Genomic DNA, 17423 nt, shown 5'->3' on the forward strand with positions numbered 1-17423 from the left:
ACTATTTGATTTGGTTCAGGATGCTGGGATCTTTTATTTTATCGTCTTCTGCAAAGAAGATAATCTTAGTCAGTATCTCGGCAGTCTTCGGATCTTCATCTACGAAAGGCAGGAACAGGCGTCCGCGATTCTGTGAATGTACCGGAAGAACGGCTATCTGTGCACCACCTTCCTGATGGATCACACCGCTGCCCAGATGAATATTGTACTTACCCAGTTTGCCTTCGATGTGAGCAAAACTTCCTTTTATTGTCACGTTCTTGAAATGGAACAACGGTATCGTCAGTTCCACCAGTACGCTGCGCATCTCGATGGTAGAGTGGCTGGTTTCCGGGTCAACGCTTCCGGCATGGGCTACGCTCACTGCCAGATCTACATCTCTCATTACTTCGGAGAAGATGACAGGAGGAATCTCCGAGATTTTCATCAACTTGTAGTCTTTGCGGCTATGGAAGCAGACATATTCCAATGTCGGAGCTTCGATGTCGGCAGGGGAGAACCAGTCTGCCATGGCATAGATGGTGGCGATGATATTCTCTTTGTAATATATCTTTTGGAGACCATCCTCATAATCGGCTACCCAACGGCGTCCTTTCAGTACGGCAACCGTTTTCTGTGGTTGAATCTGATTTCCGGCATAACGGCGGGATTGAGTGGCTTCTACTTCTTCCGGAGTCGGAACGTAAAGTTCGCGGAACACCTGTTTGAAAGGTTGGCGGATTGATTTATCAAACAGGAATTTTTGGTAAGCATGCCAGTCTCCGCTTGTATACAGGTCTGTGGGGTGTGCGATGCGTAACTCGTCTTTCGGTTTTAACGGGAGGCAAACGGCATTCACTGTAACCAGCAATCCATCGGTGTAGAAGCCTGTCTGTCCGTTGCAGATGAAGACGAGATGTTTCAATAATGGCCAGATGACAGGATTCTGCATCAGCTTGCGCAATTCGTTTTCTTCAAAACGGGTGCAGTCTTCCATCGCCTGTTCCAGCATGATGCGCGAACGGGTGTACTGGTCTTTCAGCTTTTTGTGCACCGCTTTCAGTTCTTCTATATACGGATGCTTTTTCAGTTTGGCAGGCATGCTGTTGAGTTCTTTGCCGTCTTTGATTTGCTTAATCTCCGATTTGCCTTCCTCGTTGATTTGTACATACACTTCTACGCCGTCTATCTTTTTGGGAGACAGGTAGGGAAGAAGTTCTTTAATCAGTTCGGTTTCCATGCTCCAGGTCAGGCGGGTAACGTCTCCGTAACCAGAGTTGCGTGCCAGGTTTTGCAGGGCGATGTTTACCGCTTTCTTTTCGCTTTCCTGCCTTTGAGCACCGAATTCCTTGCTCTCTTTCAGGAATTTCTGCAGGTATTGATAACGAACCAGCAGTTCTTTATCCGGCTTTCGTCCCAATGGGATGAGGCCGTAGCTCATCAATAAGTCTTTGTTGCGCTTGGCTATTATTTCTTTCTTTATATCTGCCGCCTTCACTGCACCGTTGGTAGCATCGGCAAACTTACGGGCACGGGTATGGCTGTTGCTGCATGAAATATATTTAGCGGCATTGTAGACCACCTCGAAGCGTTGCTTGCCAATTGTCTTAAATGCATCTTTGAACCAGTCGATGTCAAAAGCACCTTCCTGCAGGTCATCCACGTCGATGGGGGTGTAGCGGGCGATAATCGCTTTCTTCTTGTCGTCACACGTTTCATTGGTGTGGGCGTGGAAATAATAGGCTGCACTTGTCAGTCCTTTCCAGCCTATTGCCTTTTCGGTCAGTTCAATCCATTGCGGGGCGAACATGGCGGCTTCTACCAGTCGCTCGTCGCTGATTTCGGCCTGCTTCGCCAGTTCCTTCAGCTTCTCGCTGGTGTCCGTAGGCAGGGGATGGCAAGCATGAAGCAAGCTGCTCAATACACCCCGTTTGGTGCTGCCCCAGTTGTAACTGTCACGTATGAAAGTATCTTTGCCGAATGCTTGCAGAATACGGATAAATGTTTCGGCTCCATAGACGTAGCTTAGTTCTTCTGCAAGGGAGGTGACTTGTGTCTCGGAGTCTCCGCGTTTTAATTCGATTTCAAGAATCCGGTCTACCACCTTTTGGGCGAGGGAACGGAAGAGGGAGAAGTCGATGTTTTTGATATCGGCGTATCTTTCTTTTTCCTTGTTGAAACGAACATTGTCGTTCAATACCATGGTGATTGCTTTAATCTGGCTGGGAGAGCTGGTGCGTCCTATCATTTCACGGTATACTTCCTCTGTCGGGATGATTCCCAGCATCCAGGCACGAGCAAAGTCCGTGGCATGAAGATAAGAGTCCGTTTCCTCCAATTCGGGGGTATGCTCCATGTAGTTGGTGAGCTTATAAAGCTGATAGCGCACCGTGAAGTAACGGATAAATAAATCATCACTCATGGGCTTTTGAGGCATTTCGAGCCAGAAGTTCACGAATTTGTTGTTATGTATCGGATAAACGACCTGTTTTTCTCCGTATTCCAGTTTGTCCTGGAGCCATGCATGCTTACTGGTGTACTGGCGGAAAATGTTTTTGGTATTCAGCAAAGGCAACAGTTGGAGTAGCATATTGACAGCCAGTCGTTGATAGACGGCTTCATCTTTGTACTCGTATGCCAGTGCTTCGATGATATCACTCATCTGTTCATAGTACGGCATCTTGCGGAGGTCTTTCTGCAATCCGCGGTAAGTGATGCCGGCATACATACGGTTGACAAGCGGCTCAAAAGTATTACTTGACTTCTGGGCTGCCTTGATGTCTTCTTCATCCTCTTCATCGTAGTCGTCCTTGTCTTTGGGAGCACCTGTCGATGCAAGCATGAAACTCATCATCAGCAATTTGTCATAGCTTCCTATTTCTTCTTCGTAGAAGGCTTTCCACAATTCCGGGAATCCGAGTCCGCTCAATCCTCCGTAGTTGCTCCAGTTTATCAGGACACTGTTACCTATCAGGCGTGCTTCTCCGTACCCATTCTTGAATTCTTCATTCTTGTAGGTTTCGATGTATTTGCTTAGTTTCTTGAAAACGAGTTTGGCCCTTCCGAAGCAAATGAATTCGAATGCTTTTTTAACGTTGAATCCTTTGTCCTGGGTAATTTCCGGCAGATTGACTTCAAGAGACGGATCGTACAGACCAAAACCGTTATCTTTGGTATAATGTTGTGCGACGCTCTCTTCTGTTCCATTGCCAATCAGAGATTCTATCAATACTTTTTCTTTTGCATTCGGCTTCTGAATCTCTTTGACTGTCGGAATCAATTCCTGATAGATATCTTGCAGGAATTCTACGTTGTGTATGGTCTTCATCATGTCCAATCCTGCCAGGCGGCGTTCGGCAACCTTGTCTGTTAGCAAGCGGCGGATGCTGCCGGCTAGCTGTTCTTTGGGCTGTTTCATCAGCAGATTGATGGCATGGATACGCATTTCACTATATTTGAAGCGCAGCAACTCTTCTACTTTCTGGTTCTGTTCGGGCGATAAGGTCATCTCGGACAATGCTTTATATGCTTCTTCACGCACATCTTGCGAACGGTCGCCCAATGATTGCAGTACATATTCTTCCTGTAGCGGACTGGTCGGTGGAGCTAATACGACACCGATATAGCCTGCCCGCATATAAGTATCCAGAGAGGGCAGATAGCTGCAAAGGTCGTCTTTCAATGCAGAGTTATTGGTCATCCAGGTGATATATGCCATCTTGAGAACGATTTCCGAACGGGTGAGCTCTGCGCTTTCCCAAGGGAACACATAAGGAGAATAAATCTCTTTGGCGGAGATGGACTGATAGACTTGCTTCAGATATTCATAATGGCGGGCCGCTTCTTCTTTGCTATCAAAATAGTCGTGGAGTGACGGGACATCTTTGTGTCCTCCGTACCGGCTAAGATAGAGACCGGACAGATACAACGGTAAGATAGCCGCTACCACCGACGGTTCCTTATGCCATCTTTCGAAGGCATTTTTGCTGATTCGGTGGTTCATGCCGGAATATTGTGTACAGCGCAAGAAATAAAGTAACGTCTGTACCTGATATTTAGCACCTTTCTTGATAATTTCCGGCACAAGTGTCTGAATCTCTTCCGTATTATAGAATCCGATGCTCCATAAAGCCAGATAGAGTTCGACTGTATCTTTGCTTTGAAGAGCAGCGTGTGCCTGTTTCCGGTCGTTCAGAAAACGATGGATCAGTTCTACATATTTATTGGTGATACGTTCGCTGCTGTCTTGTTCTCCAATCCCCGTACTGACTGCAATACCGCGTTTTACGGAAGCAAATCGTTCCAGACCGTTGTCGCAGATGACCGAGAAAAGATGGAGATAGCTTTCGGGACATCCTTCGTCCATCGTTTCCACGATAGCTTGACGGAGCCCTTCCTGTAATTTGGCTGCCAGAAGTAACTTTCCTTCCAGTTCCAGTAAGGGGCGGTATCCGCTCATTGCAATAGCCTGAAAATGTCCCTGATTGAGGCGGTTGGCGTTATTTTCGCTGGTTAGCACGCTGTTGAGATGCTTAATGACAGTCTGGTTGCCTTCTGCTATTTGGGCGGCCATCCAGTTCTGGCAGTTCATCGAATCCTTGTATGCTTCTATTTCTTCCGGAGTGTTTCCTCCGTTTAGTACGGCTTGATCCGTAAATCCGGTGGCGCGCAGTTTCAGAAACTGGGTCAATGCATCTATAACGTGGCCGATATGCAGAAGAGGATTTGCCGACCGTTGCGACCGGCGCGAGTATCCGTGAGTGTACGGACACCGTGCTTTGAGCTCCAGATAGGTGTGGAATAGGTGGGCGTACTCGTCTCCCAATAGATAGCGGAGTAGCTTGTTCAACTTACCGTCGAAAAGATTGGCAACGCTTTTAATCTTTTCTTCTTGGATAATATAGATGATGCAAGGCTCTAATTTATCGCTGTATGCACCATATCGGGTATCCATGTTGAAGTATTGCATGAATACATCCAACAGTGTCATTGTCTCTTTGTCTAAACTGGTTCTCTTTTTTGTTAACCTTTCAAGGTATGGAGCAATCCGTTTATTTAATGCGTCATTATAAATCAGTCTCATGATTCTTTTCGTTTTCAATGTGTTTTATAGGATAATGATTACCACAATCTTCCCGACAGCATGGCGAGCCGGATGAAGGTCAGGGTCGATTCTTCTTTAAGTTGGATGGGAGAGGATAAGTCCCCGGCTTCCGCATCATCCATGAAGATACGAAAAATCCCGTCCTCGTAGGATTGCAGGGCATTGGTGATCGCTTCGACTTCTACAGCTGGTTTGCCGTTATAATTTACTGCAAACCCTACTTTGCCGGAAGCTGTTTTATTTTCCACTTCTTCCTGTGTGAGGTATTTCAGCACTTCGCTCTGTTGCAAGCGTTCATTGTATTCGCAGACTTGCCAACTGACGATGGCTTCGATCAACCCCTGTACATTGACAGGCGGAACAGGAAAATCGATAGGAATCTTTTCGATACTGCACTTTCGTTTTCCTAACTGTTTGACTTGGATATATACTCTCATATTCTCTTTATTGGGTGATCTGAATACTTGATGTAATGGCATTCAGATCGGTTTCAGCTTCTTCGTCATAGACAAGCATGACAATGGCAAAAGATCGTTTCTTGCTCTCTTGAAAATAATGCAACACTATTTGTTTTACATCCTCTCCCGGTTCATCAGGAGCCCCGATGTGCAGGGGATTCGTGATCTTTGTCATAGGGAGTCCGTTGATGTTGACATTGCTTAGTTGGTAATCTTCTGACGGTTCCCCTTGTGTATTTCTCGGGAGAGTGAGTGATAACTCTTTCATGTGTTCAAACTCCTTCTGCGTGTCGTAGGTGAGGGCGGTAATCGTTAATTGATTCCCTCCGTTGACCAGCATGAGTAATGGAGGTTCCGCACTGTCAATTATTCCTTTTGCTCCTGTTATTTTTGTCCAGTTGGTAGGATACTGGCAACTGAATTTGGTAGCTGCATCATAATAAGACAGCCACGTATCGTCATTGCCGACAGGCGTATATGCCGTAACTTTCCTGCTGGAAAGATTGTCCGTAGCATTCACAGTGGAATGATTACTGTTCTCGTTTTCTTCTTCCAGTTCGCCATTCAGATAGGCTTCCACAATACCGCTTTCCCATTCATTACGTATCTCCGGGTAAAGAGGAGGAACGTTTTTGCACAGGATCATGAAGCTGAACAGGAATATACAGAATATACCAAGCTCCCCGATGATGGAGACAGTCCGCTGTGCATCGGGCTTCTCGAACTTGTAGCCGGCCACATATATAATTCCCAGGACAAACCCGCTTAACAACCCGCCAATATGGGCGGCATTATCAATGCCGGCTTTCATCCCGTAAACTAGATTATACCCCACAAAAATGAGGATGCTGGTTAACAATGCCTTTCGTTGTTCTTTGGCGATGCGATGAAAGAGGAGGAACGCAAGGAATATACCGTAAAGTCCGAAGATAGATCCGGAAGCTCCGGCGCTGATTGTCTCACCGTGCATATACAGGCTGAATGCAGCCGAACATAATCCGGTTAGCAGGTATGAAACGAACATACGGCGTCCTCCTATCAGTTCTTCCAATAGAAGTCCTACATACATGAAAGCATACATGTTCATCAGGAGATGGAAAGCTCCGATATGTATGAAGTTGCAAGTCACTGTGCGCCACCAGTCACCAGTGAGAGTTAGCGGTCCGAAGTCGGCTCCCCATTTCAGTAGTGACAGAGTGGAAGGGGACATAATACCCACTCCGGAAGCAATCATCACAATGAATACAAGAATGTTGATGTCTATCAGGATGGGGGTCGCTATGAATCCTTTGCGGGGAATGAAGAAAGACAGGAAGGAGTTTTTTTTCTTTTCTTCTTCTATATAAGCTTTTTCTTCTTCCGTGAGCGGTCGGTTGAACTCTTCTTCGAAATCTTCTGCTCTCCGGCTTAGCTCTTCCAGAGTGAGTGAAGTCCTTATTTCTTCCATCGCCTCCCGTAATTTCTGTATATTTTTTCTGTTCTTTCCATAATCAACAAATTGTACGGAAGAAGACTGGCTGCGAACGGATACTTCTCCGTCACTTTCCTTTTCTATAGTAAAGGTTATTACCTCTCCGTGAGAGTACATATTGAACGGGACTTCAAACCGGACTCCTTCCGGAGTCACTTCTCTGATATTCCACTCAAGTTTTTGAGAAGCTTCGAGAGCCAATATAAGGATTTCCGTGTTGGATAAACCAGGCAGATGTAGTTTGTCATTATATGAAGGTTTGAGTGCCATATTTCTATCTTTATCTAGAGTCATCAATTAAAAAATAACTTATCTCACTGACAAATGTATAGAATAATAATGGAAAATAATAGAATATGACAAATAAAAAAAGCATCCATTTCGTAAGAAAGGATGCTTTTATGAGATTTAGTCGATTATTTGTTACTTTTTGTAGAAAGCCAAATCTTCTTTGTCGAAGTTTTCGATGAAGTTTGCGTGCTTTTCCACTTCCGCTTCTGCATAGTTCAAATATACGTGTGCAGATTTGGAGAACAGTTCGGAAGCTTTGCTGGCATCTTGAATCAACAGGTGACACATGATAATGTCAGCAGCCATTTCCATCAATTTGCGGGCAGTGAAGTCAAGTAATTCCTGATCTTGTGCTTCTTTTACAGCGTTGGTGCTTGCTTCAAATTTGTCAGCCATCTTCTTCAGGCGAGACATCAGCGGTTCCATTTCCGGTGAACAAGGAATGGCCTCAAACTCGCGGATAGTAGCGATGTAAGAACCATTAGTCACGTAACGGATAGCGGCTACAGTCTGCAACTGGGTAGTTCCTTCGTAGATGCTGGTGATACGAGCGTCGCGATAGATGCGTTGGCAAGCATATTCCATCATGAATCCTGAACCACCGTGAATCTGAATGCAGTCGTAAGCGTTCTGGTTAGCATATTCAGAGTTCATCCCCTTGGCCAGCGGAGTAAAGCTGTCTGCCAGTTTGGCGTATTTCTTCTGTTCCTGACGTTCTTCCGGAGTCAGTTTGCGTTCGCGGGCGATGTCATCCAGAGCTTTGTAGATGTCTACATAGCGTGCTGTTTGATACAGCAAAGCACGTCCGGCGTCCAATTTACCTTTCATGATAGCCAGCATGTCATATACTGCCGGGAACTCGATGATCGCTTTGCCGAACTGCTTACGGTCTTTGGCATAAGCCAATCCTTCATTGTAAGCTGCCTGACTCAATCCTACGGACTGTGCGGCAATACCCAGACGGGCACCGTTCATCAAAGCCATTACATATTTAATCAAACCGAGTTTGCGGTCACCGCAAAGTTCAGCTTTTGCATTCTTGTATACCAATTCGCAAGTAGGGGAACCATGAATACCGAGTTTATTTTCGATACGGCGCACATTTACACCCCCTTGGCGTTTGTCATAGATGAACATAGACAAGCCACGACCGTCTCTTGTTCCTTCTTCCGAACGTGCCAGTACGAGGTGGATATCAGCGTCACCGTTTGTAATGAAACGTTTCACACCGTTCAGCAACCAGCATCCGTCTTTTTCGCTGTAAGTAGCTTTCAGCATAACAGATTGAAGGTCGGAACCTGCATCCGGTTCTGTCAAGTCCATGGACATTGTTTCGCCTTGGCATACACGAGGGATGAAGCGGCTGTGTTGGTCTGCATTACCGAATTCGTACAGCGTTTCGATACAGTCCTGCAAAGACCAGATATTTCCGAAACCGGCGTCGGCGGCAGCCACGATTTCCGCGCACATGGTGTACGGAGTGATCGGGAAATTCAAACCACCGAATTTGCGTGGCATGGTCATGCCGTTTAGTCCGGCTTTCACCATAGCATCCAGATTCTGTTTGGTTCCGGAAGCATATTCTACGCGACCGTTGGCACAGTGAGGACCTTCTTCGTCTACACCTTCTGCGTTAGCGGCAATGATTTCTCCTGTGATTTCTCCGGTAATCTCCAATACTTTGTCGTAAGAGTCTACAGCATCTTCGAAGTCCAGCGGAGCATAGTCGAATTCATCTTTATCTCTGTAATTGCGTTCTTTGAGTTCGCAAATACGTTTCATCATCGGATTGTTCAAGTGATACTTGAGTTCCGGTATGTCTGTATAATAATTAGCCATCTTTCCTTACTTGCTATTTTGTTTATAATACTTAATCATCTTCGGCACAACTTCTTCAATACTTCCGTTGATTACGTAATCGGCAATCGTATTGATCGGAGCGTCCGGATCGTTGTTGATGGAGATGATGATACCACTTTCCTGCATACCGGCGATATGCTGAATTTGTCCGGAGATACCGCAAGCGATGTAGAGTTTCGGACGAACGGTGACACCTGTTTGTCCGATCTGGCGATCATGGTCTGCGAAACCTGCGTCAACAGCTGCACGGCTGGCACCTACTTCTGCGTGAAGTTCTTTAGCGAGGTCGAACAGCAGGTCGAAGTTTTCTTTCGAACCTACACCGTAACCACCGGCTACGATAATCGGGGAACCTTTCAGGTTGTTCTTGGCCTTTTCTACGTGGCGTTCGATCACTTTCACTACGTAGTCTGTGTCAGCTACATATTTTTTCACGTCGTGACGGATCACTTCTCCCTGATAAGTCGGAGAGAGGATTTCTTTCTTCATCACACCTTCGCGAACGGTTGCCATCTGCGGACGGTGTTCCGGGTTCACAATCGTAGCAACGATGTTACCGCCGAATGCCGGACGGATTTGGTACAACAGGTTCTTATAAGTCTTACCTTCTTTTTTGTCTTCGTGGTCACCGATTTCAAGTGAAGTACAGTCGGCAGTCAATCCGCTGGTCAGGGCAGAAGAAACGCGCGGACCGAGGTCACGACCGATAACGGTAGCACCCATCAAACAGATTTGCGGTTGCTCTTCTTTGAAGAGGTTCACCAGGATAGCTGTGTGGGGAAGTGATGTATAAGGGTAAAGTCCTTCACCGTCGAAAACGTGAAGTTTATCTACTCCATAAGGAAGGATTTGTTTTTCAATATCTTTGAGGCCGCTGCCGGCAACTACAGCTTCGAGCTGACAGTTCAACTGGTTGGCTAACGAACGACCTTTGGTCAGAAGTTCGAGGCTAACGTCTGCAACGTTACCTTCTTCTATTTCGCAATATACAAATAAGTTATTCATGATTATCCGATGGTGTGGTTAGCTAATAGTTCAACAATCAGGTCTTCCACGTCACGGTCGCTGCCGCTGATGGTTTTGCTCTCTTTAGCCTGGAACACGATGTTCTGGATGGCTTTCACTTTGGTCGGCGAACCGGACAGACCGCATTGCGCAAGGTCACCGTTTACGTCGGCTACACTCCATTCTGGCAGATTCAGATAATCACGCTTGTCATACAAATCGGTATAATCAAGGTTGCCTTGCTGCTTTTCGGTTACAGTCTTGGCATGTTTGTATTTTTGAACCAATTTTGCATTGCGCGGACGGCAGGGAGCTGCAGAACCGTTTACGGTAATCACGATGGGCAGCGGACCTTCTACAGTTTCTACGCCACCGTCGATGTGACGTTTCACTTTGATTTTACCATCGCCCACTTCCAGAATTTCTTCTGCGTATGTGATCTGCGTCAATCCCAGTTTCTCTGCTACCTGCGGACCTACTTGCGCCGTATCACCGTCGATAGCCTGACGACCGCCGATAATAATGTCGCAATCACCGATTTTGCGGATGGCAGTAGCCAGTGCGTAAGACGTAGCCAGTGTGTCTGCACCAGCGAAAGCACGGTCGGTCAGCAAGTAACCGTTATCTGCACCACGGAAAAGTCCTTCACGAATAATGTCGGCTGCCCGTCCCGGTCCCATTGTCAGGATAGTTACGGTAGAGCCTGGATGAGCATCTTTCAGTCGAAGAGCTTGCTCGAGGGCATTCAGGTCTTCGGGATTGAAGATAGCGGGAAGTGCCGCGCGGTTAATTGTCCCGTCGGCTTTCATGGCATCTTTCCCGACGTTACGTGTGTCGGGAACTTGTTTTGCCAATACAACAATTTTCAAACTCATGCTATAAATTTTAGTATTAGTATTTCTACAAGTTAGCAGCCAGTAGTCAAGTAGTAATCTCTTGCTATCTAAACTATCCGGTTAACTATCAGCTTGCAAATTTACTCAAACACTTGGTTCTGACAAGAAATCCGAGTAAAAAATGCACAGGTTTAAGATTTTTGAGCAAAAGAGGAAGGTTTTTATAGATTTCATTCAGGGTTGGCAAGGTGTTTATGGGCAGTCTGCCGGATTGTCCGGCAGACTGTTGATGAATTCCGGATTATTTGATAAGTTCGTAATAATGTGCGTTCGTGAAATTATCATTCTTGAAAATAGCTTTTTGCATAATTCCTACTTTCGTGAATCCCACTTTCTCTAATACACGCATGGATGGGGAGTTATGCTCAAATACGACTGCGAATACACGTACTTTATCAGTGTGTTCGAAATAATAGTTGATGGCTTCTTTCAAAGCATCAGTTACGATTCCCTGATTCCAGAAAGGTTCTCCAATCCAGTAGCCTGCTTCTGCACTAAAACGTTCTACATCCGTAGCGGGTACAAAACCGATACTTCCGACTGCTTCTCCATTTACTTCAATGCAGAAATCATGAATATTTTCTTTTGCTTGTATCATAGCGAGAAAAACTTTAGCATCTTCCTGACTATAAGGATAGGGGAGACCGTCACGGCAGTTATCCCAAATATTCTTGTTATTGAGATATTTGGCTAATGATGCTGCATCTTCGGTTTGCCAGGTACGGAGAGTATAGTTTTTCTTCTGCACGATAATTCCTGTTTTCTGTACCATATCATCTATTATTTTATCCCAATTTCAGCTAACCCCATCGGTTCACCGTCATGTATCATCCGTGTTGCTTTCAACTGAATATAGCGAGCCTTGACCGGAGTAAAGTAAACCGATTGCAAAATCGGATTGCTCTTTATATTGGAAAATTCATCTTTGGCTACTACCTGATTGACCGCATTGCTGTCCATGCCTACAGAGATTTCATAAGCCGCGATCAACCCTTTATTATATTCACTTTGGTCGGGGAGATAGTGGAATGAGGTAATCGTGCGTTCTTCTCCCAAGTCAATCAATAGTGTATTTCCATTGATGAAACAGGTGGTCTGGTCGTTCTTATCCATACCTTTCTGTGCTTCCTCCACGTCTACTCCAACAAGAGTGAACGGGTAGCTTTTCAGTTCTGTAGCTTTTGCTGTGTATGTATCCGAAGTCTCTCCTGCATAATATCCTTCAATGTTATTAATACAGAGACAAGCCCGTGAATCTGTGAAGCGGATACGAATCTTATCCGTAGTGATTGTTTCGAAACGAAGGAGCCGTTTATATCCGATAGTGGTAGTCTCCTCATTGAGCTTTACAGGGATCCATTCGCCTGCCTGGTTATATTCTACAACGAATGATTTGACACGTTGTCCGAGAGGAATATATTCCTGCAACATCATACGGTTGATCTTCTCTGCTTGAGGTAAATCGAATTCGATAGTGGCTGAAATGACATCGTCATTGGTAGCCCAATAGGTATCATAATCACCGTCGGTCACAGCTTTGGCGGAGAATGTTTTTCCGCGTTCGTCCGATGCTTTGGGAGAGAGTCCGGCCAGCAGATTGTGTGCCAGTTGTTTTTGTACATTCTGGTGGAAGTTTACGGCATTGGCAGAGTCAGTAGGATGAATCAATCCGTCACGGTCTACCGGGAAGTTTAATAATAGCGTTGCGTTATGTCCTACGCTGCGGTAATATAAATCGGTCAGTTCGTCTACTGTTTTCACACGGTCGTCTTCTTCCGGATGATAAAACCATCCCGGACGGATGGAAACATCACACTCGGCAGCTACCCATTGGTTACCGTCGGCATGACCATATTGCAGTTCACGATACTTGGGATAGCCCGGATAAACTTCTCCGGCACGGAGAAAAGACCAGTTGGTGGCTCCGGCAAATCCGTGTTCGTTGCCCACCCAACGACAGCCCGGACCTCCATCCGAGAAGATAACAGCTTGTGGCTGTAACTCATCAATCATCTTGTAAGCTCGCGGATAGTTATAATAAGTTTTGCGGTCGATCGTACGGCTGTCTTTTGCTCCGCCATACCAGCCGTCTCCACCGTTGGCACCATCAAACCAGATTTCAAATACATCACCGTAGTTGGTCAGCAATTCGTTGAGTTGTTTATAGAAGTATTCTACATATTCGGGGGAACCATAATTGGCCTGATGCCTGTCCCAGGGAGAGAGATAGACTGCGAATTTAATGCCATACTTTTTGCAGGCATCGGACAGTTCGCGAACAATATCTCCTTTTCCGTCTTTGTACGGAGTGTTGCGGATACAGTACTCTGTCAGTTGCGTGGGCCACAGGCAGAATCCATCGTGATGTTTCGCTGTCAGGATCACTCCTTTCATGCCGGATTTGACAAATGTCTGTACCCATTGTTCACAGTCCAGACGGGTAGGGTTGAATGTTTTAGGATCGGAGTCTCCATATCCCCATTCGCGGTCGTTGAATGTGTTAAGTCCGAAGTGTACAAAAGCATACGTTTCCATTTTTTGCCATTCCACCTGTTTGGCTTCGGGAATGGGTAAGATAGCTTCCGGTGCTTTTACCGAATTACAGGCACTTAGTAGAAAGAGACCTGTTGCGAAGATAAGAAAGTGTTTTTTCATGGGGGTGTTTATTAGTTAATAATTGAATGTAAGAATCATCTACAATGTAATTCCAACTACAAAATAAAGTTGCTCTTCATAAGGGTTGGCTATTAGCTTTCCGAAGATGGGTAAAGAGAAGTTGGACGTTATTTTGATATCTTTTGTTGCAGATAATCCGATATTGACTACATTGAATTTGTCGGAGTACATACTTTCCCAAGGAGTGAAACCAGCTTCGATATTCATATTTACATCCTTCACGCTGAACGGGTAACTCAACTCGCAGTAACTGGACCAGGCACGTTTCCCGTTTTCCCGGTAATCGTTTCCGGCAAAGGTAGTGTACCAGCTTACTGACAATGGGAACTTTTCGCTAAGCATATAGCCGGCTCCTGCCTCGAAAGTGTGTCCGGTAGAGTGCGAACTGTAATTGAAGTATTTGAAAGGTTCTTCTTCTGTCTGGGTAAAATAGTTATTGGCGTAAAGAGTCAGTTTTTTGTATTCGTACTCTAGTGATAAATCTATTTCATTGTTCTTTTCGCGAAATTCGGTAGAGCCCCATGCGTAAACAGTCAGTCCTTTCCAGTTGAGGCCGAGTGAAGGCTGCACACTTGCATTACCGCTATCTATACCGCGCCAGATATAACTGCTTACAAAATCAGCAGTTACAAAAACTTCTTGTGCCTGTGCAAAGGCTGTACAAAACAGGATGACAATAAGTAGGATTCGTTTTTTCATTTTATCGGTTATTTCTTCTTGTTTTCGGGGGATAAAGATACACAATATATAGATAAATGATGACAGATGAGGAGAAAAAAGAAAACGGCTGTATTGAGCAGCCGTTTCTTAAGTAATTGTGAATCTTGAAAGTTAGTTAGAAAGTGACGTCCATTTTCAGCACGAAAGTACGTGGGGCGGCAACTGCCATTGGGCGGTAGCTGTATTCTTTATTCAACAGGTTGTTCACCATAAACTGGAAAGCTACTTCTTTTGTGGCTTTTACTCCGAAGCGTACGTCGACAGTAGCATAGTCTGTATTATGTTTTTTCCAGTAAGTAGCCAGTGTTTCTCCTTTTGAATAACCGAAAAGGATGCCACGTACATAATCCATCAGGTCTTTCTGCTGTTTCTCGCGTTCGTCCAACATCAGATAGTCAACTGCCAGAATTTTGCTCTTCCATGCTACATTGGCACCGACATTGATACGTTTCCACTGGAAATCTACTGTAGCTTTAAAGCTGTGCTTCGGGCGATATTTAAGATACTTACCTGTGTTCGATTTCTCTTTCATCTGAAGAGGATCGGTATAAAGCCCCTCTACTGCATTACGTTCCTGATAGTCAGCATCGCGTGGCTCCGTGTATACATATCCTAAGTTATAGAACAACTTCGTATTCTTATTGAAATTATACACGCCGTTCGTTGAAATTTCTACTCCGTAAATCTGGGCTTTCGATACATTGTGGAACTGGGCTCCGATGCCGAAACCTTTGCCATCTGTCAGCATCTGAAATGCATCGCCTATGCTATTAATCATTGTGTAATTGGCATTGTTGAACAGTCCGAACTGGAATTCAACCATGTCTTTATACTGTGTATAGAATCCTGCAACATCCACAAAACCCTGGAAATTGCCGACCTTATATCCTTGCTTAATTCCTAATTCCGCATTAAATCCTTTCTCCGGTTTGATGTCCAGATTAGGATAGACGCCAACTCCACCAATATCCTTGCGCAGGTATTTTTCATTGATAGACGGATTACGGTAACCCTGTCCGAAGCTGGCACGGATAAAACTGTAATCAGCCAGCTGATAATTTAACCCTGCACGGAAGACCGGACGGAACGGAACCTTGGTTCCGAAAATTTTGGTTTCGGCTTCACGGTGATGATTATTCACCCGATAATATTCGGCACGTACACCGGCAGACACACTCAAACGATCCCAAAAGCGCTGATCGTACTGAAGGAAAGCAGCTACATTATCACTTTTGTATACCTCATCCATTACAGCGGAGTCATAGCGGATATGTTCCAGGGTTACTCCGGTAGTGATTTGTGCACCACCTTCCCATTTCTTATTGAACTGGTAGTCGAGATAGTAATCGAAGTTCTTATCAGTCTGTGTTTTGGGAGTGTTTCGTGACGGATTGATAACATTTGATAACCACGGAATCAGATCACTCGGTAACTGTCCGTTCGCAAGTCCTCCCAAGTCACTCGGCACTCCGTTGTCCATTACCCAGGAGATCAGATCGCAATAATCGGCAGTCGTCGCATTCGGGAAAATATTGCCTAATGAGGTGAACACTCCGTTCATGGCATCTTCCAGATTACCGTTGACAAGTCCGGAACCGATACCTACCAATGCAGGATAGAGTGAACTGTAATCGCCACCGGCTATATTCTGTATCGTTTTGGCATCAGTTCCCATATTTCCCAGAATATCAGTGATGGAAGTTCCTTGGGTAGGGCGTACGATATTGTCGGCGCTGTAATAGAAACGTCCTTTAATCTTATGTGACGTACCGTTTTCCGGATTCACATAGTTGATGAACGGATCGATATGGAAATTATTCTCTTCACGTCCCATGTTGGTGAAAGGAGACGGTTTGTACACTTCCGTTGGTGAACGCCAGATGAAGAAGTCGCCGTATTGATTGGAAAGGAAATCGACATTGAAACCATAGTTCAACAGTTTCATTCCCATATCGGGCTGATGATAAGTGAGGCTCCCTCCCATACGGAAACGTTTGTTGTATCCCTGTTGGCGGTATCCTTCATCAGTGAAAAGATTGATTCCTCCGCTGACATCGAAATTACCGATACGGCGGGAATGGGAGAGGTCGAATCCTTCGTAAATAGGATTCCGTATACCGCTAAGAAGACTTCCACGCAGGATCGGTTTAACAGAATATTTATCATCTTTCCAGAAACTCTTGTCGCTCCATTGGTATTCGTCGTTTTCCGCATCACCATATACACCGATATAGGCGCTGAATCGTGTTTTCGGTGTCAGTCCCGGACGTGCGGTACGGATATTGATAATACCATTCAAAGCTGATGAGCCATATAGTACGGAAGATGCTCCTTTAATCACTTCCACCTGTTCTACGTTCTCTAAAGGAACAGTGTTCCAGTTGATTTCTCCTGTTTTCGGATTCAGTGTGCTCATTCCGTCCACAAGAATTTGGCTGCGTGCACCTACTCCGTAAGTCCATCCGCTACCTCCGCGCATAGAAGGTTGTTTGTCTACAATGTCTACACCGGGAAGTGTGCGGAGAGTGGAAGAAATATCCGTGGGTGCCTGACGGGCAATATCTCCGGATTTAACAACGTCCATGGAGACAGTGACATCACTCAACTTCTGTTCAAAGCGTCCGGCACTGACTACGACTTCTTCCAGCAGCTTGGTGCTTTCTTTCATGTAAACGTCTTTGGTGACTACTTCACGCTTGTTGATAACGATGGGCATCAAGACATCATCATAGCCAACATAGCTGAATACAAGGTCAACTCCACCTTCGGGAAGTTTGATTTCATATTCTCCGTTAATGTTAGATACTACTCCCTGATTACCATGAAGTTTGTAGGTGACGGTGGCTCCGACCAATGGCTCATTGGTCTTGGCATCATATATATGTCCTTTCAGGGTTTGGGCAAAGATGCTTCCGAAACCGGTAAGGCATAACAGGATTGTTAGGATATATAATTTCTTCATT

Annotated in this window: 10 protein-coding genes; all 10 read right to left on the reverse strand. The window is 45.3% G+C overall.

Translation table 11 applies throughout. The annotated features are described in order from the left end of the window. Position 1: 1 nt before the first annotated feature. The 10 genes from AAHJ11_RS19345 to AAHJ11_RS19390 all read right to left on the reverse strand — a co-directional run bounded on the left by AAHJ11_RS19345 (position 2) and on the right by AAHJ11_RS19390 (position 17422). Positions 2-5062: a DUF4132 domain-containing protein gene (locus AAHJ11_RS19345; protein WP_320974918.1), complete on the reverse strand. Its 5061-nt coding sequence runs from the start codon at positions 5060-5062 to the stop codon at positions 2-4. Between the two features lie 38 nt (positions 5063-5100). After that, a complete protein-coding gene (locus AAHJ11_RS19350) occupies positions 5101-5520 on the reverse strand; it encodes a hypothetical protein (RefSeq protein WP_074556967.1) in 420 nt (139 codons plus the stop codon). A gap of 7 nt (positions 5521-5527) precedes the next feature. After that, positions 5528-7282 (reverse strand): rhomboid family intramembrane serine protease, encoded by a 1755-nt coding sequence (locus AAHJ11_RS19355; protein WP_320974919.1) that lies wholly within the window; start codon positions 7280-7282, stop codon positions 5528-5530. Positions 7283-7435: 153 nt separating this feature from the next. After that, positions 7436-9142: an acyl-CoA dehydrogenase family protein gene (locus AAHJ11_RS19360; RefSeq protein WP_148364630.1), complete on the reverse strand. Its 1707-nt coding sequence runs from the start codon at positions 9140-9142 to the stop codon at positions 7436-7438. A gap of 6 nt (positions 9143-9148) precedes the next feature. Continuing rightward, complete coding sequence (locus tag AAHJ11_RS19365; protein ID WP_074556922.1) at positions 9149-10168, reverse strand: electron transfer flavoprotein subunit alpha/FixB family protein; 1020 nt, start codon at positions 10166-10168, stop codon at positions 9149-9151. Between the two features lie 2 nt (positions 10169-10170). Next, on the reverse strand, positions 10171-11043 hold the full coding sequence (locus AAHJ11_RS19370; protein ID WP_074556919.1) for an electron transfer flavoprotein subunit beta/FixA family protein: 873 nt from the start codon (positions 11041-11043) through the stop codon (positions 10171-10173). A gap of 262 nt (positions 11044-11305) precedes the next feature. After that, complete coding sequence (locus tag AAHJ11_RS19375) at positions 11306-11836, reverse strand: GNAT family N-acetyltransferase (protein ID WP_074556917.1); 531 nt, start codon at positions 11834-11836, stop codon at positions 11306-11308. Between the two features lie 8 nt (positions 11837-11844). Beyond that, a complete protein-coding gene (locus AAHJ11_RS19380) occupies positions 11845-13719 on the reverse strand; it encodes an alpha-L-fucosidase (RefSeq protein WP_413580035.1) in 1875 nt (624 codons plus the stop codon). Positions 13720-13758: 39 nt separating this feature from the next. Beyond that, a complete protein-coding gene (locus AAHJ11_RS19385; protein ID WP_195650277.1) occupies positions 13759-14439 on the reverse strand; it encodes a hypothetical protein in 681 nt (226 codons plus the stop codon). Between the two features lie 136 nt (positions 14440-14575). Continuing rightward, positions 14576-17422 carry a TonB-dependent receptor gene (locus AAHJ11_RS19390; RefSeq protein WP_074556912.1) on the reverse strand — a complete coding sequence of 949 codons (2847 nt, stop codon included), beginning with the start codon at positions 17420-17422 and terminating at the stop codon, positions 14576-14578. Between the last annotated feature and the right edge of the window lies 1 nt (position 17423).

Source organism: Bacteroides sp. 90-K9/2 (genome assembly GCF_047310725.1).
GTDB lineage: Bacteria > Bacteroidota > Bacteroidia > Bacteroidales > Bacteroidaceae > Bacteroides > Bacteroides vicugnae.